At 65.0% G+C, this 20,252-nt stretch carries 22 protein-coding genes and 1 tRNA gene; 10 read left to right on the forward strand and 13 right to left on the reverse strand.

Features of this window, described 5'->3' with window-relative positions; genetic code table 11:
- From ShzoTeo12_RS11610 to ShzoTeo12_RS11630, 5 genes are all read right to left on the reverse strand, one after another.
- Positions 1 to 1,014, reverse strand: a complete 1,014-nt coding sequence (locus ShzoTeo12_RS11610; RefSeq protein WP_318909807.1) for an alpha-ketoacid dehydrogenase subunit beta — start codon at positions 1,012 to 1,014, stop codon at positions 1 to 3.
- A gap of 1 nt (position 1,015) precedes the next feature.
- Positions 1,016 to 2,248 (reverse strand): 3-methyl-2-oxobutanoate dehydrogenase (2-methylpropanoyl-transferring) subunit alpha, encoded by a 1,233-nt coding sequence (locus ShzoTeo12_RS11615; RefSeq protein ID WP_318909808.1) that lies wholly within the window; start codon positions 2,246 to 2,248, stop codon positions 1,016 to 1,018.
- Between the two features lie 63 nt (positions 2,249 to 2,311).
- On the reverse strand, positions 2,312 to 3,439 hold the full coding sequence (locus ShzoTeo12_RS11620; protein WP_318909809.1) for an acyl-CoA dehydrogenase family protein: 1,128 nt from the start codon (positions 3,437 to 3,439) through the stop codon (positions 2,312 to 2,314).
- 24 nt (positions 3,440 to 3,463) lie between these two features.
- Complete coding sequence (locus ShzoTeo12_RS11625; protein WP_318909810.1) at positions 3,464 to 4,651, reverse strand: acetyl-CoA C-acyltransferase; 1,188 nt, start codon at positions 4,649 to 4,651, stop codon at positions 3,464 to 3,466.
- 12 nt (positions 4,652 to 4,663) lie between these two features.
- Positions 4,664 to 5,431, reverse strand: a complete 768-nt coding sequence (locus ShzoTeo12_RS11630) for a 3-hydroxyacyl-CoA dehydrogenase (RefSeq protein ID WP_318909811.1) — start codon at positions 5,429 to 5,431, stop codon at positions 4,664 to 4,666.
- Positions 5,432 to 5,618: 187 nt separating this feature from the next.
- Between ShzoTeo12_RS11630 and ShzoTeo12_RS11635 the strand changes: the two genes are divergently transcribed.
- Both ShzoTeo12_RS11635 and ShzoTeo12_RS11640 read left to right on the forward strand, forming a co-directional pair.
- Positions 5,619 to 6,629, forward strand: a complete 1,011-nt coding sequence (locus ShzoTeo12_RS11635) for an AraC family transcriptional regulator (protein ID WP_318909812.1) — start codon at positions 5,619 to 5,621, stop codon at positions 6,627 to 6,629.
- 102 nt (positions 6,630 to 6,731) lie between these two features.
- Complete coding sequence (locus ShzoTeo12_RS11640; protein ID WP_318909813.1) at positions 6,732 to 7,280, forward strand: NAD(P)H-dependent oxidoreductase; 549 nt, start codon at positions 6,732 to 6,734, stop codon at positions 7,278 to 7,280.
- Positions 7,281 to 7,310: 30 nt separating this feature from the next.
- Here ShzoTeo12_RS11640 and ShzoTeo12_RS11645 read toward each other — a convergent pair.
- The 3 genes from ShzoTeo12_RS11645 to ShzoTeo12_RS11655 all read right to left on the reverse strand — a co-directional run bounded on the left by ShzoTeo12_RS11645 (position 7,311) and on the right by ShzoTeo12_RS11655 (position 9,651).
- Positions 7,311 to 7,387: transfer RNA gene (locus ShzoTeo12_RS11645), tRNA-Met, on the reverse strand.
- 133 nt (positions 7,388 to 7,520) lie between these two features.
- Entirely contained in the window at positions 7,521 to 8,717 is a 1,197-nt protein-coding gene (gene mnmA / locus ShzoTeo12_RS11650) for a tRNA 2-thiouridine(34) synthase MnmA (protein WP_318909814.1), read from the reverse strand.
- Between the two features lie 184 nt (positions 8,718 to 8,901).
- On the reverse strand, positions 8,902 to 9,651 hold the full coding sequence (locus ShzoTeo12_RS11655) for a helix-turn-helix transcriptional regulator (protein ID WP_119256751.1): 750 nt from the start codon (positions 9,649 to 9,651) through the stop codon (positions 8,902 to 8,904).
- Between the two features lie 441 nt (positions 9,652 to 10,092).
- Between ShzoTeo12_RS11655 and ShzoTeo12_RS11660 the strand changes: the two genes are divergently transcribed.
- Both ShzoTeo12_RS11660 and ShzoTeo12_RS11665 read left to right on the forward strand, forming a co-directional pair.
- A complete protein-coding gene (locus ShzoTeo12_RS11660; protein ID WP_023515011.1) occupies positions 10,093 to 10,368 on the forward strand; it encodes a DUF1153 domain-containing protein in 276 nt (91 codons plus the stop codon).
- A 186-nt stretch (positions 10,369 to 10,554) separates the two neighbouring features.
- A complete protein-coding gene (locus ShzoTeo12_RS11665; protein WP_318909815.1) occupies positions 10,555 to 10,836 on the forward strand; it encodes a GNAT family N-acetyltransferase in 282 nt (93 codons plus the stop codon).
- 106 nt (positions 10,837 to 10,942) lie between these two features.
- Here the strand turns inward: ShzoTeo12_RS11665 and ShzoTeo12_RS11670 are convergent, their stop codons facing one another.
- Entirely contained in the window at positions 10,943 to 11,293 is a 351-nt protein-coding gene (locus tag ShzoTeo12_RS11670; RefSeq protein WP_119256749.1) for a flagellar export protein FliJ, read from the reverse strand.
- A gap of 529 nt (positions 11,294 to 11,822) precedes the next feature.
- Between ShzoTeo12_RS11670 and ctrA the strand changes: the two genes are divergently transcribed.
- Positions 11,823 to 12,524, forward strand: coding sequence for a response regulator transcription factor CtrA (gene ctrA, locus ShzoTeo12_RS11675; RefSeq protein WP_119256748.1), 702 nt, complete (start codon positions 11,823 to 11,825; stop codon positions 12,522 to 12,524).
- Between the two features lie 277 nt (positions 12,525 to 12,801).
- On the opposite strand, the gene ShzoTeo12_RS11680 is transcribed toward ctrA, so the two are convergent.
- Together ShzoTeo12_RS11680 and chpT are read right to left on the reverse strand one after the other, a co-directional pair.
- Positions 12,802 to 13,164 carry a response regulator gene (locus tag ShzoTeo12_RS11680; protein ID WP_119256747.1) on the reverse strand — a complete coding sequence of 121 codons (363 nt, stop codon included), beginning with the start codon at positions 13,162 to 13,164 and terminating at the stop codon, positions 12,802 to 12,804.
- 116 nt (positions 13,165 to 13,280) lie between these two features.
- Positions 13,281 to 13,934 carry a histidine phosphotransferase ChpT gene (gene chpT, locus ShzoTeo12_RS11685; protein ID WP_119256746.1) on the reverse strand — a complete coding sequence of 218 codons (654 nt, stop codon included), beginning with the start codon at positions 13,932 to 13,934 and terminating at the stop codon, positions 13,281 to 13,283.
- 217 nt (positions 13,935 to 14,151) lie between these two features.
- Here chpT and ShzoTeo12_RS11690 point away from each other — a divergent pair, with 217 nt between their 5' ends.
- From ShzoTeo12_RS11690 to ShzoTeo12_RS11700, 3 genes are all read left to right on the forward strand, one after another.
- Entirely contained in the window at positions 14,152 to 14,730 is a 579-nt protein-coding gene (locus ShzoTeo12_RS11690) for a DUF1134 domain-containing protein (protein ID WP_119256745.1), read from the forward strand.
- Positions 14,731 to 14,869: 139 nt separating this feature from the next.
- The gene (locus ShzoTeo12_RS11695) at positions 14,870 to 16,024 is read left to right on the forward strand and encodes a hypothetical protein (RefSeq protein WP_318909816.1); all 1,155 of its coding nucleotides are present in this window, start codon (positions 14,870 to 14,872) and stop codon (positions 16,022 to 16,024) included.
- A gap of 118 nt (positions 16,025 to 16,142) precedes the next feature.
- Positions 16,143 to 16,673 (forward strand): dihydrofolate reductase family protein, encoded by a 531-nt coding sequence (locus tag ShzoTeo12_RS11700; RefSeq protein WP_318909817.1) that lies wholly within the window; start codon positions 16,143 to 16,145, stop codon positions 16,671 to 16,673.
- Between the two features lie 97 nt (positions 16,674 to 16,770).
- Here ShzoTeo12_RS11700 and ShzoTeo12_RS11705 read toward each other — a convergent pair whose 3' ends face one another.
- Both ShzoTeo12_RS11705 and ShzoTeo12_RS11710 read right to left on the reverse strand, forming a co-directional pair.
- Positions 16,771 to 17,601, reverse strand: a complete 831-nt coding sequence (locus tag ShzoTeo12_RS11705) for an RNA methyltransferase (protein ID WP_318909818.1) — start codon at positions 17,599 to 17,601, stop codon at positions 16,771 to 16,773.
- Positions 17,602 to 17,607: 6 nt separating this feature from the next.
- Complete coding sequence (locus ShzoTeo12_RS11710; RefSeq protein WP_119256741.1) at positions 17,608 to 17,997, reverse strand: hypothetical protein; 390 nt, start codon at positions 17,995 to 17,997, stop codon at positions 17,608 to 17,610.
- Positions 17,998 to 18,034: 37 nt separating this feature from the next.
- Here ShzoTeo12_RS11710 and ShzoTeo12_RS11715 point away from each other — a divergent pair, with 37 nt between their 5' ends.
- Both ShzoTeo12_RS11715 and rpoH read left to right on the forward strand, forming a co-directional pair.
- Positions 18,035 to 19,069: an RluA family pseudouridine synthase gene (locus ShzoTeo12_RS11715; protein WP_318909819.1), complete on the forward strand. Its 1,035-nt coding sequence runs from the start codon at positions 18,035 to 18,037 to the stop codon at positions 19,067 to 19,069.
- Positions 19,070 to 19,315: 246 nt separating this feature from the next.
- A complete protein-coding gene (gene rpoH / locus ShzoTeo12_RS11720; protein WP_318909820.1) occupies positions 19,316 to 20,221 on the forward strand; it encodes an RNA polymerase sigma factor RpoH in 906 nt (301 codons plus the stop codon).
- The last annotated feature ends 31 nt before the right edge of the window (positions 20,222 to 20,252 follow it).

A 20,252-nucleotide genomic window follows, 5' to 3' on the forward strand; every position in this document is an offset into this window, starting at 1 on the left:
TCAGCCCTCCATCACTTCCTGCAGCGCCCGGCCGACGCGGGCAGGCCCCGGGAAATAGTCCCATTCCTGCGCATGCGGATAGGGCGTATCCCAGCCCGTCACGCGCACCACCGGCGCTTCGAGGCTGTAGAAGCAGTGCTCCTGAACCAGCGAAACGACCTCGCCGCCGAAGCCGGAGGTCAGCGTCGCCTCGTGCACGACGACGCAGCGGCCGGTCTTCTTCACCGACTGCACGATGGTGTCGAGATCAAGCGGCAGCAGGCTGCGCAGGTCGATCACCTCGGCGTCGATCCCCGTCTCCTCCGCGGCGGCGAGCGCCACATGCACCATCGTGCCATAGGCGACGACGGTGACCGCGCTGCCCGGCCGGCGGATTTCCGCCTTGCCGATGGGGATCGTGTAGTGCCCCTCCGGCACCTCGCCGAGCTCATGCTTCGACCAGGGCGTGACGGGCTTTTCGTGATGACCGTCGAAGGGGCCGTTGTAGAGGCGCTTGGGCTCGAGGAACATCACCGGGTCCGGGTCCTCGATGGCCGCGATCAGCAGGCCCTTGGCATCGTAGGGATTGGAGGGAACGATCACCTTCAGCCCGCAGACATGGGTGAACAGCGCCTCCGGGCTCTGGCTGTGCGTTTGGCCGCCGAAGATGCCGCCGCCGGTCGGCATGCGCACGACGATGGGGCAGGTGAAATCGCCGTTGGAGCGGTAGCGGATGCGCGCCGCCTCCTGGGTGATCTGGTCGTAGGCCGGGTACATGTAATCGGCGAACTGGATCTCGACGCAGGGCTTCAGCCCATAGGCCGCCATGCCGATGGCCGTGCCGAGGATGCCGGATTCGTTGATCGGCGCGTCGAAGCAGCGCGTCTTGCCGTATTTGGCCTGCAGCCCCTGCGTCGCCCGGAAGACGCCGCCAAAATAGCCGACGTCCTCGCCGAAGACGACGACCTCGTCGTCGCGTCCCATCGAGACTTCCATGGCGCTGCGCACCGCCTCGATCATCGTCATTCTTGCCATGTCAGTATCCTGCCTTCTGCCGCTGGCGGCGGATATGGGCGGGCATTTCCGCATAGACGCCCTCGAAGATGTCGCGCACCGAGGGCTTGCCGCCCGCATGCAACGTGCCGTGGCTTTCGGCCTGCTTCTGCGCCTGGATCACCTCGTCGAGGATCTCGGCCTCGGCCTGCGCATGGCGCTCCTCCGACCAGACGCCGCGCAGGACGAGGTGCTTCTTAAGCCGCAGCACCGGATCGCCGAGCGGCCAGGCCTCGGATTCTGTCTTCGGGCGGTAGGCGCTCGGATCGTCCGAGGTGGAATGGGCACCGACGCGGTAGGTGACATATTCGATCAGCGTCGGCCCGAGATTGCGCCGCGCCCGCTCGGCCGCCCACTTCGCGACGGCATGGACGGCGAGGTAGTCGTTGCCGTCGACGCGGAGCGCCGGAATGCCGAAGCCGAGGCCGCGGGCGGCAAATGTGCCCGAGCCGCCGCGGGCGATGCCCTGGAAGGTCGAGATGGCCCACTGGTTGTTGACGATGTTGAGGATGACCGGCGCCTTGTAGGTCGAGGCGAAGACGAGGGCGGAGTGGAAATCGGATTCGGCCGTCGAGCCGTCGCCGATCCAGGCGGCGGCGATCTTCGTGTCGTTCCTTATGGCGGACGCCATGGCCCAGCCGACGGCCTGCACATATTGCGTGGCAAGGTTGCCGGAGATCGTGAAGAAACCGTGCGCTTTCGACGAATACATGATCGGCAATTGCCGGCCGCGCAGGGGGTCCGCCTCGTTCGAATAGATCTGGTTCATCATCTCGACCATCGGATAGTCGTCGGCGATGAGAAGGCCCGCCTGCCGGTAGGTCGGGAAATTCATGTCGCCCTTGGCGAGCGCCTTGCGGAAGGCGCAGCTCACCGCCTCCTCGCCGAGATGCTGCATGTAGAAGGAGGTCTTGCCCTGCCGCTGCGCCATCAGCATGCGCGCGTCGAAGGCGCGCAGCTTCATCATGTTGCGCAGGCCCGTCAGCAGCTCCTCGTCGGAGAGCAGCCCGGCCCAGGGGCCGACCGCCTCGCCGTCGCGGTTGAGCACGCGGATGATGGAATAGGCGAGATCGCGGATTTCCTCCGGCGCGACGTCCACCGCCGGGCGCGGCACCGCGCCGGCCTTGGCGATCTTGACGTTGGAGAAATCCGGCTGGCCGCCGGGCCGGACCGCCGGCTCGGGAACGTGAAGGCTCAGATGCGCAACCTCGTTCATGTCCTGTCATTCCTCCCTTGTGGACCGCCCCGCCGCCTCCCTGCGAAGGGTACGGTCCCGGCTTCAAAGATTGCGCGCGATGACGATGCGCTGCACGTCGCTCGTGCCCTCGTAGATCTGGCAGATGCGGACGTCGCGATAGATGCGTTCCACCGGATAATCCGCCATGTAGCCGTAGCCGCCATGGATCTGGATCGCGTCGGAGCAGACCCGTTCGGCCATTTCCGAGGCGAAGAGCTTGGCCATCGACGCTTCGGTGAGGCAGGGCTGGCCCGCCTCCTTCAGCCCGGCGGCATGCAGCACCATCTGGCGCGCCACCTCGATCTGCGTCGCCATGTCAGCGAGCCGGAAGGCGACGGCCTGGTGCTCAATGATCGGCGAACCGAAGGCCGTGCGCTCGCGGGCATAGTCACGCGCCGCCTCGAAGGCCGCCCGCGCCATGCCGACGGACTGCGCGGCAATGCCGATGCGCCCGCCTTCTAAGTTCGAAAGGGCGATCCTATAGCCCTCCCCCTCCGCGCCGAGCCGGTTTCCGGCGGGAACGCGCATGGCGTTGAAGGCGATCTGGCATGTATCGGAGGAATGAAGGCCAAGCTTCTGCTCCACCCGCACGACCTCGTAGCCGGGCGTGTCGGTCGGCACGATGAAGGCGGAAATGCCCTTCTTGCCGGCATCGGGATCGGTGACGGCGAAGACGATGATCACATCGCCGTTCTTGCCCGAGGTGATGAACTGCTTGGCCCCGTCGATGACGTAATGGTCGCCGTCGCGGCGGGCGCGGGTCTTGAGGTTGGAAGCGTCGGAGCCGGCCTGCGGCTCGGTGAGCGCGAAGCCGCCGATCCATTCGCCGCTCGCAAGCTTCGGCAGGAAGCGCTGCTTCTGTTCGTCGCTGCCATATTTCAGGATCGGCACGCAGCCGACGGAACTGTGCACACTCATGATGGTCGAGCACGGCCCGTCGCCGCTGGCGATTTCCTCCAGCGCCACGGCATAGGCGACCGTGCCCGTCTCCGAGCCGCCATAGGCCTCCGGCACGAGCATGCCGAGGAAGCCGAGCTCGCCCATCTCCTTCAGTTCCTCGCGGGGGAAGCGGCTCTCCGCATCGCGCTCCGCCGCACCCGGCGCCAGCCGCTCGCGGGCGAAATCGCGGGCCATGTCGCGGATCTGGGTCTGCTGTTCCGTCAGGATCATGGTCCGGTCTCCTCCCCAAACCGCTCAGTGCCGCTCGATGGCCACCGCCGTCGCCTCGCCGCCGCCGATGCAGAGCGTCGCCATGCCGCGCCGCAGATCGTAGCGCTTCAGCGCAGCAAGCAGGGTGACGAGCACGCGCGCGCCCGATGCGCCGATGGGATGGCCGAGCGCGCAGGCGCCGCCGTGGACATTGACCTTGTCATGCGGCAGGTCGAGATCGCGCATCGCCGCCATGGCGACGACGGCGAAGGCCTCGTTGATCTCGAAGAGGTCGACATCCTTGAGGTCCCAGCCGGTGCGCTCGCTTAGCCTTCGCAGCGCGCCGATGGGCGCGGTCGCGAAGAGATTGGGCGCCTGCGCATGCGTCGCATGGCCGACGATGGTGGCAAGCGGCCTCAGGCCCTCGCGCTCGGCCCGGGAGCGCCGCATCAGCACCAGCGCGGCCGCGCCGTCCGAGATTGAGGAAGCGTTGGCCGCCGTTATCGTGCCGTTCTCGCGGAAGGCCGGCTTCAGCGTCGGGATCTTCTCCAGCTTCGCCTTGCCGGGCTGCTCGTCGCAGCTGACGACGGTCTCGGAGCGGCCGGCCTTCACGGTGACGGGGACGATCTCTGCGTCGAATGCGCCCGTCTCGATGGCGCTACGGGCGCGGGTCAGGGAGGTGACGGCATAATCGTCCTGCGCCGGGCGGGTGAACTGGTAGGCCTCGGCGCAGTCCTCGGCGAAGGTGCCCATCAGGCGCCCCTTGTCATAGGCGTCTTCGAGGCCGTCGAGGAACATGTGGTCGATGACGCGGCCATGGCCCAGCCGGTAGCCACCGCGGGCGCGGTCGAGGAGATAAGGCGCATTGGTCATGCTCTCCATGCCGCCGGCGACGGCAACCGAGGCGCTGCCGGCGGCGATGAGATCATGCGCCAGCATCACCGCCTTCATGCCCGAGCCGCACATCTTGTTGACGGTCGTCGCCCCGGCCGCGAAAGGCAGGCCCGCGCCGATGGCGGCCTGCCGCGCGGGCGCCTGCCCCTGCCCGGCCGGCAGCACGCAGCCGAACACCGTCTCCTCCACGGCATCGGGCGCAACGCCGCTCCGCTCCAGCGCCGCGCGGATCGCGGCGGCGCCGAGCTGCGGCGCGGTGGCATCCTTGAGGTCGCCTTGGAAACCGCCCATCGGGGTGCGGGCCGAACCGACGATGACGATGGGATCCTGCAGAACCATATCGAAACTCCCTCAGCGCGGCGCCATGCGCAGCGCGCCGTCGAGGCGGATGACCTCGCCATTCAGCATGACGTTCTCACAGATGTGGCGCACCAGTGCGGCGAATTCCACCGGCTTGCCGAGACGCGGCGGAAAAGGCACGCTCCGCCCGAGCGAATCCTGCACCTCCTGCGGCATGCCGGCCATCATCGGCGTCTGGAAAATCCCCGGCGCGATGGAGACGACGCGGATACCGTGGCGGGCCAGCTCGCGGGCGACCGGCAGCGTCATGGCAGCAACGCCGCCCTTGGAGGCCGCATAGGCCGCCTGCCCGATCTGGCCGTCGAAGGCCGCGACCGAGGCCGTGTTGATAACAATCCCCCGCTCGCCGTCCGCCTCCGGTTCTTCCTTCGCGATGACCGCCGCCGCGAGACGGGTCATGTTGAAGGTGCCGATGAGGTTGATGCCGACGGTGCGGGCAAAGCTGTCGAGCCGGTGCGGCCCGTCGCGGCCGAGCACCTTCTCACCGGGTGCGACGCCCGCGCAATTGACCAGCCCGTGCAGATGGCCGAAACGCTCCAGCGCCAGATCGACGGCGGCCTGGCCGTCCGTCTCCTGCGTCACGTCGGTCTGGATGAAGGCTGCGCCGGTCCCAAGCTCGCCGACGATGCCACGGCCGGCATCGACATTGACGTCGGCGATAACGACATGCGCGCCCTCGCCCACCAGCATGCGCGCCACCGCCGCGCCGAGGCCCGAACCGCCGCCGGTAACGAGAAAGGTCTTTCCGCGGATCAACATGGCTGCTCTCCCTCAGCGCATTCGATTTCCGTGCGATCCGGCCGAATGCGGCCCTCCCGGTGCCGTATCCGCCGGCAGGGCGATCTGCCCTCCGTCTTTCCTATTTTATGCCGGCACGATATTGCATGCGATGACCGAAGCGTCTCGAACGATCGGCCAGTTTTACCACATCCCGCGGGACATGACGATGACGGATACCGGACGGCGGATGATATCGCCCTTCTTCGTGGAAGAGGCCATCGACTGCCTGAAACGGCAGGGCAAGGCGCCGGAGAAGGTGCTGGCCGCCGCCGGCCTGCCGCCCCGCATCGGGGCGCCGATCTCCGCCGAAAGCTACGGCGCCCTCTGGCTCGCCATCGCCGCGGAGATGGACGACGAATTCTTCGGCATGGCCGCAAGGCCGATGCGACGCGGCAGCTTCACCCTGCTCTGCCACTGCATCCTGCATGCCCGGACCCTCGACCAGGCGTTGCGGCGCGCGCTGCGCTTCCTCAATGTCGTGCTGGAGGACCCGGAAGGCCGTCTCGAAATCGCCGACGGGCTGGCCCAGATCGTCCTTGCGGACAGGCAGGGCCCGCGCTCCGCCTTCGCCTACCGGACCTACTGGATCCTGCTGCACGGCATCACCTGCTGGCTCATCGGGCGCCGCATTCCGCTGCGGATGGTCGATTTCGGCTGCGCCGAGCCGGAGCACGGCGCGGACTACCGGCTCTTCTTCGGCGCGCCCGTGCGCTTTTCCCAGCCGGTGAGCCGCCTCGCCTTCGACGCCGCCATGCTGAAACTGCCCGTCGCGCGCAGCGAACAGGCGCTGAAACAGTTCCTGCGCAATGCCCCGGCCAATATCCTCGTGCGCTACCGCTACGATGCGGGCCTTGCCGCCGGCGTCCGCAAGCGCCTGCGCGAGATGCCGCCCACCGCCTGGAGTGCTTTCGACGATCTCGCCGCGCAGATGCGCATGTCACCCTCTACCCTCAGGCACCGCCTCGCCGCGGAAGGCCAGAACTACGCCGCCATCAGGGACGAGATCCGCCGGGACCTCGCCATCGAGATGCTCCAGGCGACGACGCTCGGGGTCGGCGAGATCGCGACCCGCCTCGGCTTTTCCGAACCCAGCGCCTTCCACCGCGCCTTTCGGAAATGGACCGCCAGAAGCCCCGCCGCCTTCCGGCGCGAGACGGCAGCGCCGGGCCGCGCCTGATTCGCCGTCCCTCAGCCCACGCGAGGAAAAGCTTCGTTTTCGATATTGAGTTTTCCCGCCTGAGGAGCGAGGATCGGCGCGCCACGTAGCTTGGAGTTTCCCATGACCACCGTTGCAGTTCTCGTCGGCAGCCTCCGCAAGGAGTCGTTCAGCCGCAAAGTCGCCAAGGCGCTTGTCTCCCTCACCCCCGGCCTGAAATTCGAATTTCTCGACATCGGCTCGGTTTCCTACTTCAACCAGGATCTCGAAGCCACGCCGCCGGCCGACTGGAGCGCGCTGCGCGAGCGCGTCGCGGCCGCCGACGCCATCCTCTTCGTCACCGCCGAATACAACCGCTCGGTACCCGGCGTTTTGAAGAATGCGATCGACGTCGCCTCGCGGCCCTATGGACAGGGCGCCCTGATGGGCAAGCCGGCAGCGATCATCTCGACCTCGATCGGCGCCATCGGCGGCTTCGGCGCCAACCATCACCTGCGCCAGTCGCTCTGCTTCCTGAACATGCCCGTTCTGGAACAGCCGGAAGCCTATATCGGCGGCACCGGCAACCTGTTCGACGACGCGGGGAACCTCACCAACGACGGAACGCGCGATTTCCTCGCCAGTTTCGGCAAGGCGTTCGAACAGCACATCGCGCGCAACGTGAAGCGGTAGAAATCTGCGCATTCGATTTTTGGAAAAAAATGGTAGCGGAGGAGGGATTCGAACCCCCGACACAAGGATTATGATTCCTCTGCTCTAACCTACTGAGCTACTCCGCCGCCCGAAGGGACGATCGAGAGCGATGTCCGTTTCCGTCCGGTGCGCGGCTTATAAGGCGGGCTTCCCGCGGGTGTCAAGCGAGGTTTTGAGAAAATTCGCTTTGTCCGCAAGGGCTTTGCCGGTCGCGGCTTTTCAGGCCGCGACCGGGGTGGAAAGAATGCGCTTCAGGGCGTCCTCGGCATCCGCCTCGCGCTCGGAACGCAGGATGAAGCCGCCGCCGTAGATGCGGGCATCCTCGCCCTCGCCGGAATAGAGCGCGCAAGCCTGGCCCGGCGCGACACCCGGCTCGCCTTCGGCAAGCTCGACATAGATGCCGCCCTCGTTCGCCTGGAGGCGGGCCGGGCGCGGCGGACGCGTGGAGCGCACCTTGGCGTAGCAGTCGAAGCCGGCGGCCGCGACGGCTTCGAGGTCGCCGTCGCCCAGCCAGTTGATATCGCGCAGGTAGAGGCGGCGCGTTTCCAGCGCCTCCTTGGGGCCGACGATGACGCGGCGCGAGCGGGCGTCGAGATAAACGACATAGAGCGGCTCGCCCGTGGCGATGCCGATGCCGCGGCGCTGGCCGATCGTATAGTGCAGGATGCCCTCATGCCGGCCGAGCACGCGGCCGTCGATATGCACGATATCGCCGGCAAGCGCCGCATTCGGCTTCAGCTTGTTGACGATGTCGGAATACTTGCCCTGCGGCACGAAGCAGATGTCCTGGCTGTCCGCCTTCTTGGCGACGACGAGACCCATCTCCTCGGCGAGCGCCCTCGTTTCGGCCTTGGAAAGATGGCCGAGCGGGAAGCGCAGGTAATCGATCTGCTCCTGCGTCGTGGCGAAGAGGAAATAGCTCTGGTCGCGCTCGGCATCGACCGGGCGATAGAGCGCGCGGCGATCAGGCGCGTCCGGCGCCGGATTGGGGCGCGAGCGGATGTAATGACCGGTCGCCAGCGCATCGGCGCCGAGTTCCCTGGCGGTGGCGAGGAGGTCGGCGAACTTGACGGTCTGGTTGCAGGCGACGCACGGGATCGGCGTTTCGCCCGCGACATAGCTTTCGGCGAAGGGATTGATCACCGTCTCGCGGAAGCGCTTTTCATAATCGAGCACATAATGCGGGATGCCGAGCGTTTCGCAGACGCGGCGCGCATCGTCGATGTCCTGGCCGGCGCAGCACGAGCCCGCCCGGTGCACCGCCGCCCCGTGATCGTAGAGCTGCAGGGTGATGCCGAGAACGTCGTAGCCTTCACGTTTCAGGATGCCGGCCACCACCGAACTGTCGACGCCGCCCGACATGGCGACGACGATGCGCGTATCTTCCGGCTTGCGATCGAAATCGAGACTGTTCACGCGAGGTCCGTTCCGGTGCCGGCCGCGCCGAGGCTGCCGTCCTGCACCTTTGAATTGGGGCCGAAACCGGCCGTTGCGGCATCCCGCGATCCGCGGAACGCCTTTCGGGCGACATATAGAAACTTGCCGCATCGAGGGCAAGAGAAGGCCGGAAAGCTCCTCCTCCCCGGCTCGCGAACCAAGATCAGATGAGCCGGAGCCGCAGGGCGATGGCGATGGCCTGCATGCGGTTGACGGCCTGCAGCTTGCGGGTCGCGCTCTTGAAGTAGCTGCTCACCGTATAGACCGAGATGCCGAGGATGATGGCAATCTCGTCGCTGCTCTTGCCGGCCGCCGCCCAGCGCAGGCACTCGACCTCGCGACTGGAGAGCTTTTCGCGCCCGGCCGTCACGGCGACGAAGGTCTTTTCCAGGCATTCGAAAAGCTGGAGGGCGGCGAAATGCAGCTCCGCCAGCTCCGGCCGGGCGAGCGGTGCGCGCGTTCCGGAAAACACCATCAGGTAGGGATCGGCCGTCGTCGAATGCAGGAGGAAGGCCGTCGAGGCGGAAAGGCCATGGCTCTCGGCGAGCGCGATCGCCTCGCCGGCCTGCGCGTTTTCCCAATCGGCGGGTGCCATGAGCGCGCTGTCGCCCTGCACCGGCAGCTTGGTCATGCCGGTATCGACCGCCAGCCGGCTGACATGGAAGAGGCTCATCGCATCGTATTTGCGCACGAGTTCCGCCGGCCAGTTGCTGACGAGCAGGCGCTCGGCGAACCGCTGCTGATCGTTCGCCGGGAAGCGCGCGACCATGAAATGGCTGAAGCCGAAATGGCCGGCGCACTGGCGCATGAGGTGCAGCACCTCGTATTCGGTCTGCACCGCCTCGATAGTGGCCGAGGAGAGGAACTCTGGCGACCGGCCCTGCTGCGCGAGCATGTTGTCTGGGTCTCTCATTTTCCGTTTCCAACAACCGGCGCGTGAACGCCGGGTTTCCAGTGCATTCCCGGTCCGGAAAATTTCAGGCGCATCCCGCTCGACAGGCGAAAAAGAAAAAACGCCGCAAAAGCCGTATCCCGCGAAGGAACAGCTTGGAGTGGCAATTCATTTGGATGCATCCTGGGGGCTTCCGATGGCATCGACCCGACGCCGCCCCGAATTTTGCGGCCTGATAGCAGTATTTAAGTAAAATGGAAACGGAATATTTGCATGGCTCCCATGCAGGCAAAGGGCAGCGAAAACCGCCGGACGTAAGGGAAGGCAGGCCTTTCCGCCTCGCTGCCGTGCCGGCGAAGCCGCTCAAAAGATTAGAAAATTGTTAGCATGCGCTTAGGCAATTCTTAAATGTGGCAGGCTAGAGTCCCTTACATATGGTCTTGAGTTTATGTAGAGAGTCCAATGACCGATCTGATACGACCCCGCGTTAAATACGTCATCGGCCCCGATGGCAGCCCCCTGACGATCGCCGATCTGCCGCCGGCCAATACGCGGCGCTGGGTGATTCGCCGGAAGGCCGAAGTCGTCGCCGCCGTGCGCGGTGGCCTTCTCAGCCTCGAAGAAGCCTGCGAACGCTATACTTTGACGGTCGAAGAATTCCTGTCCTGGCAGTCCTCCATCAACGATCATGGCCTTGCCGGCCTGCGCACCACGCGCATCCAGCAGTACCGCCACTAGACCATTTCATTCCGGATCAAGACCCTGCGGCCGCTTCATGCGGCCGCAATGCTTTTGCGGAAAGCCCGCCCCCGGGGCGGAGCATCATGCCCCGATAGAGCACGCACTGTTCACAGCCGCGCTGCTTGCGGGATCACGCGGGACAGGAAAGGATGCCTCCAGCGCAACGACAGCGAGGAGAGCGTCATGGACATCCTGCACGAAGACAGCGGCACGAAGGGCCGCTACTATGCGGTCATCGAGGGGCATGAGGGGGAAATGACCTATTCCCGCGCCTCCCCGCAGCTCATCATCATCGACCATACCGGCGTGCCGGACGCCTTGCGCGGCAAGGGCGTCGGCCAGGCGCTGGCGGCCCATGCCGTGGAAGAGGCCCGCAAGGGCGGCTGGAAGATCATGCCGCTCTGCCCGTTCTTCCGGGCGCAGGCCATGCGCCACAAGGAATGGCACGACGTCGTCAATCTCTGAGGCGTCAAGGCGGGCGCAAACACGTCGGGCGCGCCAAAAAAACGCGAAGAGCCCTCGTGAGCGGTCTTGCGGCCGCTCGCGAGGGTTCTTCAGGATGGCACCTTGATCAGGCGCGCATCCGGACCGCGTTGTCGCGCTCTTCCAGCGCCGAAGCCTTGGCGAATTCCGCCTCCGCCTCTTCCAGCGCCAGTTCGGCCGCGTCCTGCTGCACCTTCAGTTCCCGGATGGAGACCTGAAGATTGTCGGAGCGTTGCCGCGCCGCCTTTGCAAAGGTGGGATAAGCGAAGTGGCCCGGATCGGTGATCCCGGATTTCTTCTCTTCGATGGCGATCTGGCTTTCCAGTTCCTTCGACATCCGTTCGAATTCGGACATCATCAACTGAAGCTGTGCCAGCTGCCGTCTCTTGTCTTTCACCTGAAATTCCTTCAGGCGAACTAGGCTCTCACGCGACTTCATACGCAATACTCCCGTGGATAGCGAGACCCCGGCATTGGAGCGGACGCCGCCGAAAACGCTGGCGGACCTCCACTCGGCATTCCAACCCGGCCTTTGGAAAGCGCAGCATTCCACCGCGCACCGCCGACCGTCACGACAACCCGTAACCGGCAAACCCTGCCGAACCGTAAAAAAATTCAGCGAGATTAATGAAATCCTACCGCTGGTAACCTTTCGTTTACGGGCATCGTTAATCATAGCGATGATGATTTAAGGCTCAGTAAATGCGGTTCGCGAAAAACGAGGTGGCCGCATTGATGAGTCGAAAGAGTCGGTTAACGTGTTTTCTTAAAAATTGTGTTTAAGAGACACATTTCCGATTCATGTGTGAAATCAGGAGCCTGCCTAAAATAATTAACAGACCGATACGCTCTTGCCAAAGTGAATCAGGATTTGTTAACCATTTCGTGGCAGCCTCCAAATCAGGCAACGACTGGATCCGTATCGCGTAGGGGGCCAGGTACCTTGAGCGGCGGAAAAGGGGACAGATATGCGGGTTCTACTCATTGAGGACGATAGCGCGACAGCGCAGAGCATCGAACTGATGCTGAAGTCCGAAAGTTTTAATGTGTATACCACCGACCTCGGCGAGGAAGGTGTCGATCTGGGCAAGTTGTACGATTACGACATCATCCTGCTCGACCTGAACCTCCCCGACATGTCGGGTTACGAGGTCCTGCGCACGCTGCGCCTGTCCAAGGTCAAGACGCCGATCCTCATCCTCTCCGGCATGGCCGGCATCGAGGACAAGGTGCGCGGCCTCGGCTTCGGCGCCGACGACTACATGACGAAGCCCTTCCACAAGGACGAGCTCGTCGCCCGTATCCACGCCATCGTGCGCCGCTCCAAGGGCCATGCCCAGTCGGTCATCTCGACGGGCGAGCTCATCGTCAACCTCGACGCCAAGACCGTCGAAGTCGGTGGCCAGCGCGTGCACCTGACGGGCAAGGAATACCAGATGCTCGAGCTGCTCTCGCTGCGCAAGGGCACCACGCTCACCAAGGAAATGTTCCTCAACCACCTTTACGGCGGCATGGACGAGCCGGAACTGAAGATCATCGACGTCTTCATCTGCAAGCTGCGCAAGAAGCTGGCCAACGCCGCCGGCGGCGCGAACTACATCGAGACGGTCTGGGGCCGCGGCTACGTGCTGCGCGAGCCCGAAGGCGGCGACTATCTCGAAAGCGCCTGACAGCGCCCTCCCCGCTCCCGCATCAGACCCGCCGCTCGCCGGCGGGTTTTCTTTTGCGCGAATGTCGGGTTTGGGAGGGCCGGCCAGACGCAGCAGCGGCTGGCTCCTCCGGAGGCAGCCGCCAGACCGCAGACAAGATCCATAAGCCGTTGGAAAACGATGGATCCTCGGCTCAAGGCCGAGGATGACGGCAGTGGGTGGGAAAATAAGGCTCAACAAGCAAACGCGGCCGGCTCCCTGGGAGCGGCCGCGTTTTCGTTCAGCTATGGAAATCTCTTCAGGCGGCGATCGAAAGATTGCCGAAGACCTGGGTCAGGATCTTCCGGTCGAACGGCTTCAGCAGGAAGTCGTCGGCGCCGGCGCGCTTGCCCATCATCATCTTCTTGAGGTCGGCCTCGACCACGCAATAATAGATGCGCACGGACTTGCCCTGCGGCAGGTTGCGCACGTTGCTGATCAGCTCGAGCGCGCCGTCCATGGTGGAATCGACGATCAGGATGTTGGGCAGTTCGGCTTCGCAGCGCACCAGCGCCTCAAGCGAGCTCGAGGCTTCCAGCACGAGGAAATCGAAACCGGAAAGAATACGCTTGCCGACCTTACGGACGACATCGGAACCGTCGGCGATCATCAACCGCTGCATTAGCTGCTCCTAGGTCTCCCGCTCGCAGAGCGGGAACGATACAGGATGCAACTCTACCGGCACCTGGCAAACAAAGCGTTAGCGGCCATGGTTAACGAACCATGGCCGCCCACCGATCATTCCGATGCCGCAACCATGCGGGCGGAGAAGACGATCTCTTCGGGATGCACCGTCACGTCGAGCTCCATTCCCGCCTCGTCGGCGAGCAGAACCGTGTAGTAGGGCTGGATGGAATGCGCGTCGACCGCCTCTTCCGGCGTGCCGGAAAGGATTTCCATGAACTTCGGCGGCACGCGCAGCATGCGGCCCTTCACGGCGAGCTTGAACACCGCGTCGAATTCCGGGTTTTCCAGCGTCACGTCGATCGAGCCGCCGCGCGGGATCGCGCCATAGGCGATGAGGAACAGGTTGAGCAGCAGCTTGACCCGGTTCTTCGCGACGATGGCGCGGGGCCCCGTCCAGGTGATCTCCGTCTTCTTCTCGGCCGCCGCGAAGTCGCGCGCCGCCTTTTCCGCCTCGCCCGTATCGATCGAGGCGCCGACCGAGCCGGACGCGCCGAAGGCGAGGCGCGCGAATTTCAGGCGCACGGAGGCGTTGAGGGCGCTGGCGCGGATGAGATCCATCGCCTCGGCGTCGGCACCGCCCTCGTCGAGCAGTTCCAGGCCATTGTTGATCGCTCCGACGGGCGAGATGACGTCATGGCAGACGCGGCTGCACAGAAGCGCTGCCAGATCGGGACCGGTCAGCGTAAGGTTCGGATTTTTCGCCATAAATTTCTCCCAGATCCACGCATTCGTTCATCGCGGGCCGCCCATTGCGGGCACACGCGGGGACATTCCGCGCGACGCATAGCACGCCGGAATTGCGCGAGGCGTGCTCGATTTCAAGACAGCCATAATGACACCACATTTGGTAAACCGATTGTTAAGATCATCGGGTCAAATTGCTGATGGAACGGGGCCGGGACATGAAGGAAGGCGGACGGACATGGCTATTTCACATCTGGTGACGAAGGTATTGGGGCTCGCCGCAGCGGCGTGCATGACCCTCTTCTTCGCCTTGCCGGCGGCTGCGCAGCAGAGCAACCAGTATACCATGCAGGAGATCGTCGACACCGGTCACAGCTTCTTCGGCGAGACCTCCGGCGGCCTTGCCAAGCTGGTGGAACGCGCCTTCGAATCCTACGGCCTGCCGAACGGCTACATTCTCGGCCAGGAAGGGTCCGGCGCCTTCGTTGCCGGCCTGACCTATGGCGAAGGCACGCTCAACACCAAGAATGCCGGCCAGCACTCCGTCTTCTGGCAGGGTCCCTCGCTCGGCCTCGACTGGGGTGGCCAGGGCAGCCGCACCATGATGCTCGTCTACAACCTGCCGAATGTCGATTCGCTGTACGATCGCTTTGGTGGCGTCTCCGGCTCGGCCTATATCATTGCCGGCCTCGGCATGCAGGTCAACGTCAACCGCGACATCGTGCTCGTGCCGATCCGCACCGGCGTCGGCGCCCGGCTCGGCATCAACGCCGGCTATCTGAAGCTGACGCGCCAGCCCACCTGGAATCCTTTCTGACACGAATGAAGCCGACGCCTCGTCCGTCACGCAAAAGCAGGCCGATTTCGCGGGAACGCCCCCTGTGCAAGCTCGAACGAGCCGCTATAGTGCGCTCGTTCGAGACCCGTTTTGGGCCATGTTTGGAACGAGTGGATCCGTGATCGAGTACGCCCTCCTCTTCGCACTCGGCTTTCTCGCCGCCACGCTGGCCGGCCTTCTCGTCGCCCCGGCGATCCAGAAGCGTGTCGTCAGGTTCACCGAACAGCGCATGCTCGCCACCATGCCGCTCAGCCCGCAGGAAGTGCGCGCGCAGAAGGACATGGCGCGCGCCGCCTTCGCCGCCGAAAACGCCCGCCTCGCCCAGGATGTCCGCCGCGCGCGCGAGAAGCACACGCTGGAAATGGTCCGCACCGAGAAGCTGATCGCCGAGGCCGGTGCGATCAGTACGGAAAATGCCGAACTTCACGCCCAGATCGCCGACATGAACATCGAGGCCGGCGACCGGCGCTCGGCGCTCCGGCGCGAGGAAATGAAGAGCGAGCAATTGAGAAACGCCCTCGTCGGCGCCGATCGCGAGATACGCGCGCGCGCGGCGGATATCGAAAAGCTCGAAGGCACGATCGGCCGCCTGCGCGCCGACCTCGACAACATGAAGATCGACCTTGCCGCGCGCGACACGGTGATGGAAAACCTCCAGAGCCGCATCGGCAACCTGAAGGACGAGCGCGACAAGCTGCGCGAAGATATCAAGGCATCCATCGAGAAGGCGAAGGCGCTCGAAATCCGGCTTTCGCGCGAGGAAGGCCGCGCCCGCCAGCTCGAGACGAAACTGACGCGGGAACTGGCCGGCAGCGCCGACAAGGACAATGCGATCGAGCGGCGCATCGCGGAGATCGGCCGCCTGCGCGAGAAGGTGAAGACTTTGACGGCAGAAAGCAAGGAAGCGGCGAAGGCCAGCCACGCCACCGGCCTCTCCCGCAACATCGCGGCAAGCCGCATTTCCAACCGCCGCGCCGAGAAGGTGCTTCAGCCCGTCCCGCCGATCGACATCGTCGCGCTGGAGGAGGATGCCCGTAACCAGAGCACCGCGCTCACGGAACGGCTGCTAGCGGCCAGGACCGATGCGAACGACGCCGCGTTGCGCGAGGAGATGGCCGACCTCGCCAGCAAGATGATCGTGCTGACCGCCACGCGCGAAGGCGCAAGCTCCCCCGTCCACGACCTCATCGCGACCATCGAGCCCGATCTCGAAGGCGACGACCAGAGCCTCGCCCGCCGGGCGCGCGAGCGCATGGGCCACGACGAGAGCTGACCGCAGGCGGGCCGAGTCGGAAGCGGAGTGGCCTCGCGAAACAGCACCGGATTGTCGCCGGTGCCTTTTCTGCGTAGCATTCCCCACGCCCTTCCAGCGCTTTTGAGGAGTCCCGCGGATGGCGAAGCTCGTATTCGCTCTGAACCAGTCCCTGGACGGCTATGTCGACCACACGGCATTTGCGCCGGAGCCGGCGGTGTTTCTTCATTTCATCGATGACGTACGCGGCCTCACCGGCATGATTTACGGCCGACGGATGTACGACGTGGTGCGCTATTGGGACGACGACCGTCCGGAATGGGGCGAGGCGGAGCGCGACTATGCGGCGGCATGGCGCAGCCGGCCGAAATGGGTCGTGTCGCGCTCGCTCAAATCCGTCGGCCCGAACGCCACGCTTCTTGCCGAAGACATCGAAGCGCCGATACGGCAACTGAAGGCCGACCGCGACGGAGAGATCGAGGTTGCCGGACCCGAACTGGCGAAAAGCCTGACCGATCTCGGCCTCGTCGACGAGTACCGGCTGTATCTCCACCCCGTCGTGGTCGGCCACGGCAAGCCGTTCTTCGCCGGCCCGCGCCCGCCGCTGCGCCTCGTGGCGAGCGACCGCATCGGCGAGAATGTGATCCGGCTGACCTATCGTCCCGCCTGAAGCAATTCCAGCAAAAGTGCGAAGCGGTTTTGCGTCCGGGATTGCGTAGAAATAAAGAGTTGGAACGTTTTCGCGATTCGAAGAAAGCGAAAATGCTCTAACTCACCCGGCCCATCGTCAGGGCGATCTGGTAGAGCGCGATGCCGCTTGCCGTCGCGACATTGAGGCTGTCGAGGCCGGGACGTTGCGGGATGCGGGCGGTGCGGAACGAGGAAAGGATGCTGTCCGGCAGCCCCTCGCCTTCCGTCCCCAGCACGAGCGCGATCCGGCACGCGGCGGGGATGGCGGCCACTGGTACCTCGCCGCGCGGCGAAAGCCCCCAGATCTCGAAGCCCGCCTCAAAAAGCCCGCGCAGCATGGCCTCGGCGGCAAGGCCGCGCGCGAAGGGCACCGTCAGCACGGAGCCGACGGAGACGCGGATCGCCTTGCGGTAGAGCGGATCGCAGGACGTCTCGTCGAGGAAGACCGCATCCGCGCCGAAGGCGGCGGCGTTGCGGAAGATCGAGCCGACATTGTCATGATTGGAAAGGCCGCAGCCGGCCAGGACGAGGCTCGCCGCCGGCAGCCGGCCGAGCAGCGAGGCGCCGATGTCCGCAGCCGGCTTGCGGCCGAGCGCCAGCACGCCGCGATGCATGTTGAAACCGGCGATCGCATCGAAGACCGGCTGCGCGGCGACATAGACCGGCACGCTTTCGGGAAAGGCGTCGAGCACCTCGCCAAGCCGGGCCAGCCGGTTTTCGAGAAGCAGGATGGCTTCGGCCGCAAAGCCGTTGCCTCGTGCTGCGCCCTGCCCGAGCATGCGCAGCACCACGGTGCCTTCGGCAATGAAAAGCCCGTCGCGGCCCGTCAGGTCCCGCTCGCGGATCGAGACGAAGCCGGCAATGCGCGGATCGCCGGGATCGTATATGCGGATCGGCGCGGCGGCCATGCCGGATCAGTTGCCCGCAATGTCGATTTCGGCGACGACGCGGCCGGCGGCGATGTCGAAGAGGAAAGCCTTGCGCGCGCCATCGGCCATCGCGCCGTAGAACAGGATCTGCCCGGCTGACTGCGACACGGCCGAAACGGCGAAACCGGCCGGCAGCGTCGCGGTCGCCTTGACCGGCGCGTCGCTCGGCACCGAAAGGCCGCCCGAGGTCGCCACCGCTTCTGGCTTGCCATCCCGGTTGCTGATCTTATAGACAATGGCCGCGAGCACCGCCATGAACATCAGAAGCATGATGCCGCCCGAAACGAGTTGCAGGCGCATCATCTTGCGGCGCACATTCTCCATGACCGGGTCGAGCGGCTTGTCTTCCTGATCGTCGTTTTCGATATTGGACATGTCGGGCGCCCTTCCGGCAATCAGCATAAGTGAAACGATGACCGACCCCTTTAAAGAAGCCGAGGCCACAAGAAAAGTCCTGACCGCGCCGGAAGATGCGGAAGGACGCATCGACGCATGGCTGGCCGCCACGCTTGCCGGCGACTATTCGCGCAGCCGCATCAAGGCGCTGATCGAGGAAGGCGCCGCCATCGTCAACGGCGCGGTGATGACCGAGCCGAAGCGCAAGGTGCATCCTGGCGACGTGATCGAGTTCACCATGCCCGCCCCGCGCGATCCCGAGCCGAAGGGCGAGGACATCCCGCTCGACGTGCTCTACGAGGACGACGACCTGATCGTGCTCGTCAAGCCGGCCGGCCTCGTCGTGCACCCCGCCGTCGGCAACTGGACGGGCACGCTGGTCAATGCCCTCATCCACCATTGCGGGGCGAGCCTTTCCGGCATCGGCGGCGTGCGCCGCCCCGGCATCGTGCACCGGCTGGACAAGGAGACGAGCGGGGTCATGGTCGTCGCCAAGAACGACGCGGCCCACCGCCATCTCTCCGACCAGTTCGCCGACCACGGCCGCACCGGCCCGCTGGAACGCGCCTACCAGGCCATCGTCTGGGGCCGCCCGCGCCAGATCAAGGGCACGATCGACGCCCCGCTCGGTCGCGGCGCCGACCGCACCAAGCGCGCGGTCAAGCGCGAGGATGCGGACGACGCCCGCGAGGCGATCACCCATTACGAGGTGGTGGAGCGCTACGGCGAGACCGAGGACGGCACGAGCCTCGCCTCGCTGGTCGAGTGCCACCTGGAGACCGGCCGCACGCACCAGATCCGCGTGCACATGGCCCATATCGGCCATCCGCTGATCGGCGATCCGGAATATGGCGCGGCCTTCCGCACCAAGGCGAACCGCCTGCCGGACGAGGCGCGAAAGATCGTCAACGGCTTCCGCCGCCAGGCGCTGCATGCCTTCCTCCTCCAGTTCGAGCATCCCTCGACCGGCGAGACCATGCATTTCGAGGCGCCCCCGCCGGCGGACATGGAACGGCTGATCGACGCCTTGCGCAGCATGGAAGAGGCGTAAACCCCTTGATTTCCGGGCGGCGGACCCCATCTTGGGGATGTGCCATAAATTCCTTTCCGCCGCCGCCTTCACGCAGCCGTGAAGGCGCGCGCAATCTTGAATCATTGTTTCGCCATACCTATCTGTAGGATCAGTGGGGTCGCCATGACCCACGGGGAGCATGGTCGCTGACGGGGATCCGGTCTCGGGATCAAGCTCCGAACCAAGGCTTGCCGGAATGGAAGCCGTCTCAGAAAGGGGTGCTGAATGGCCCGCAATACGCTGCCGTCTATCACGGCCGGAGAAGGTGGTCTCAACCGCTATCTCGATGAAATCCGCAAGTTTCCGATGCTTGAGCCGCAGCAGGAATACATGCTCGCCAAGCGTTACCAGGAGCACGGCGACCGCAACGCCGCCCATCAGCTCGTCACGAGCCACCTTCGTCTCGTGGCCAAGATCGCCATGGGTTATCGCGGCTACGGCCTGCCAATCGGCGAAGTCGTTTCCGAGGGCAATGTCGGCCTGATGCAGGCCGTCAAGAAATTCGACCCGGAACGCGGCTTCCGCCTCGCGACCTATGCCATGTGGTGGATCAAGGCCTCGATCCAGGAATATATCCTGCGGTCCTGGTCGCTGGTGAAGATGGGCACGACCGCCAACCAGAAGCGCCTGTTCTTCAACCTGCGCCGCATGAAGGGCAAGATCCAGGCCATCGACGATGGCGACCTGCGCCCCGACCAGGTGAAGGAAATCGCGACCAAGCTCAAGGTCTCCGAGGACGAAGTCGTCTCGATGAACCGCCGCCTGTCCGGCGACGCCTCGCTGAACGCGCCCATCAAGGCGTCCGAAGGCGACAGCGGCCAATGGCAGGACTGGCTCGTCGACGACCACGACAGCCAGGAACAGACCCTGATCGAACAGGACGAGCTGGAAACGCGCCGCGGCATGCTGGCCCGCGCGATGAGCGTCCTCAATGATCGCGAGCGCCGCATCTTCGAGGCCCGCCGTCTCGCCGAGGACCCGGTCACGCTGGAAGAGCTTTCCAGCGAGTTCGACATCAGCCGCGAGCGCGTGCGCCAGATCGAGGTGCGCGCCTTCGAGAAGGTGCAGGAAGCCGTGCAGAAATACGCGGCCGAACAGGCCCGCGCTGTCCGCGTCATCGAAGACGCATAAGGCGAACGGCATCCCGACATGAAAAAGGCCC

Source organism: Shinella zoogloeoides (assembly GCF_033705735.1).
GTDB classification, from domain to species: domain Bacteria; phylum Pseudomonadota; class Alphaproteobacteria; order Rhizobiales; family Rhizobiaceae; genus Shinella; species Shinella zoogloeoides_A.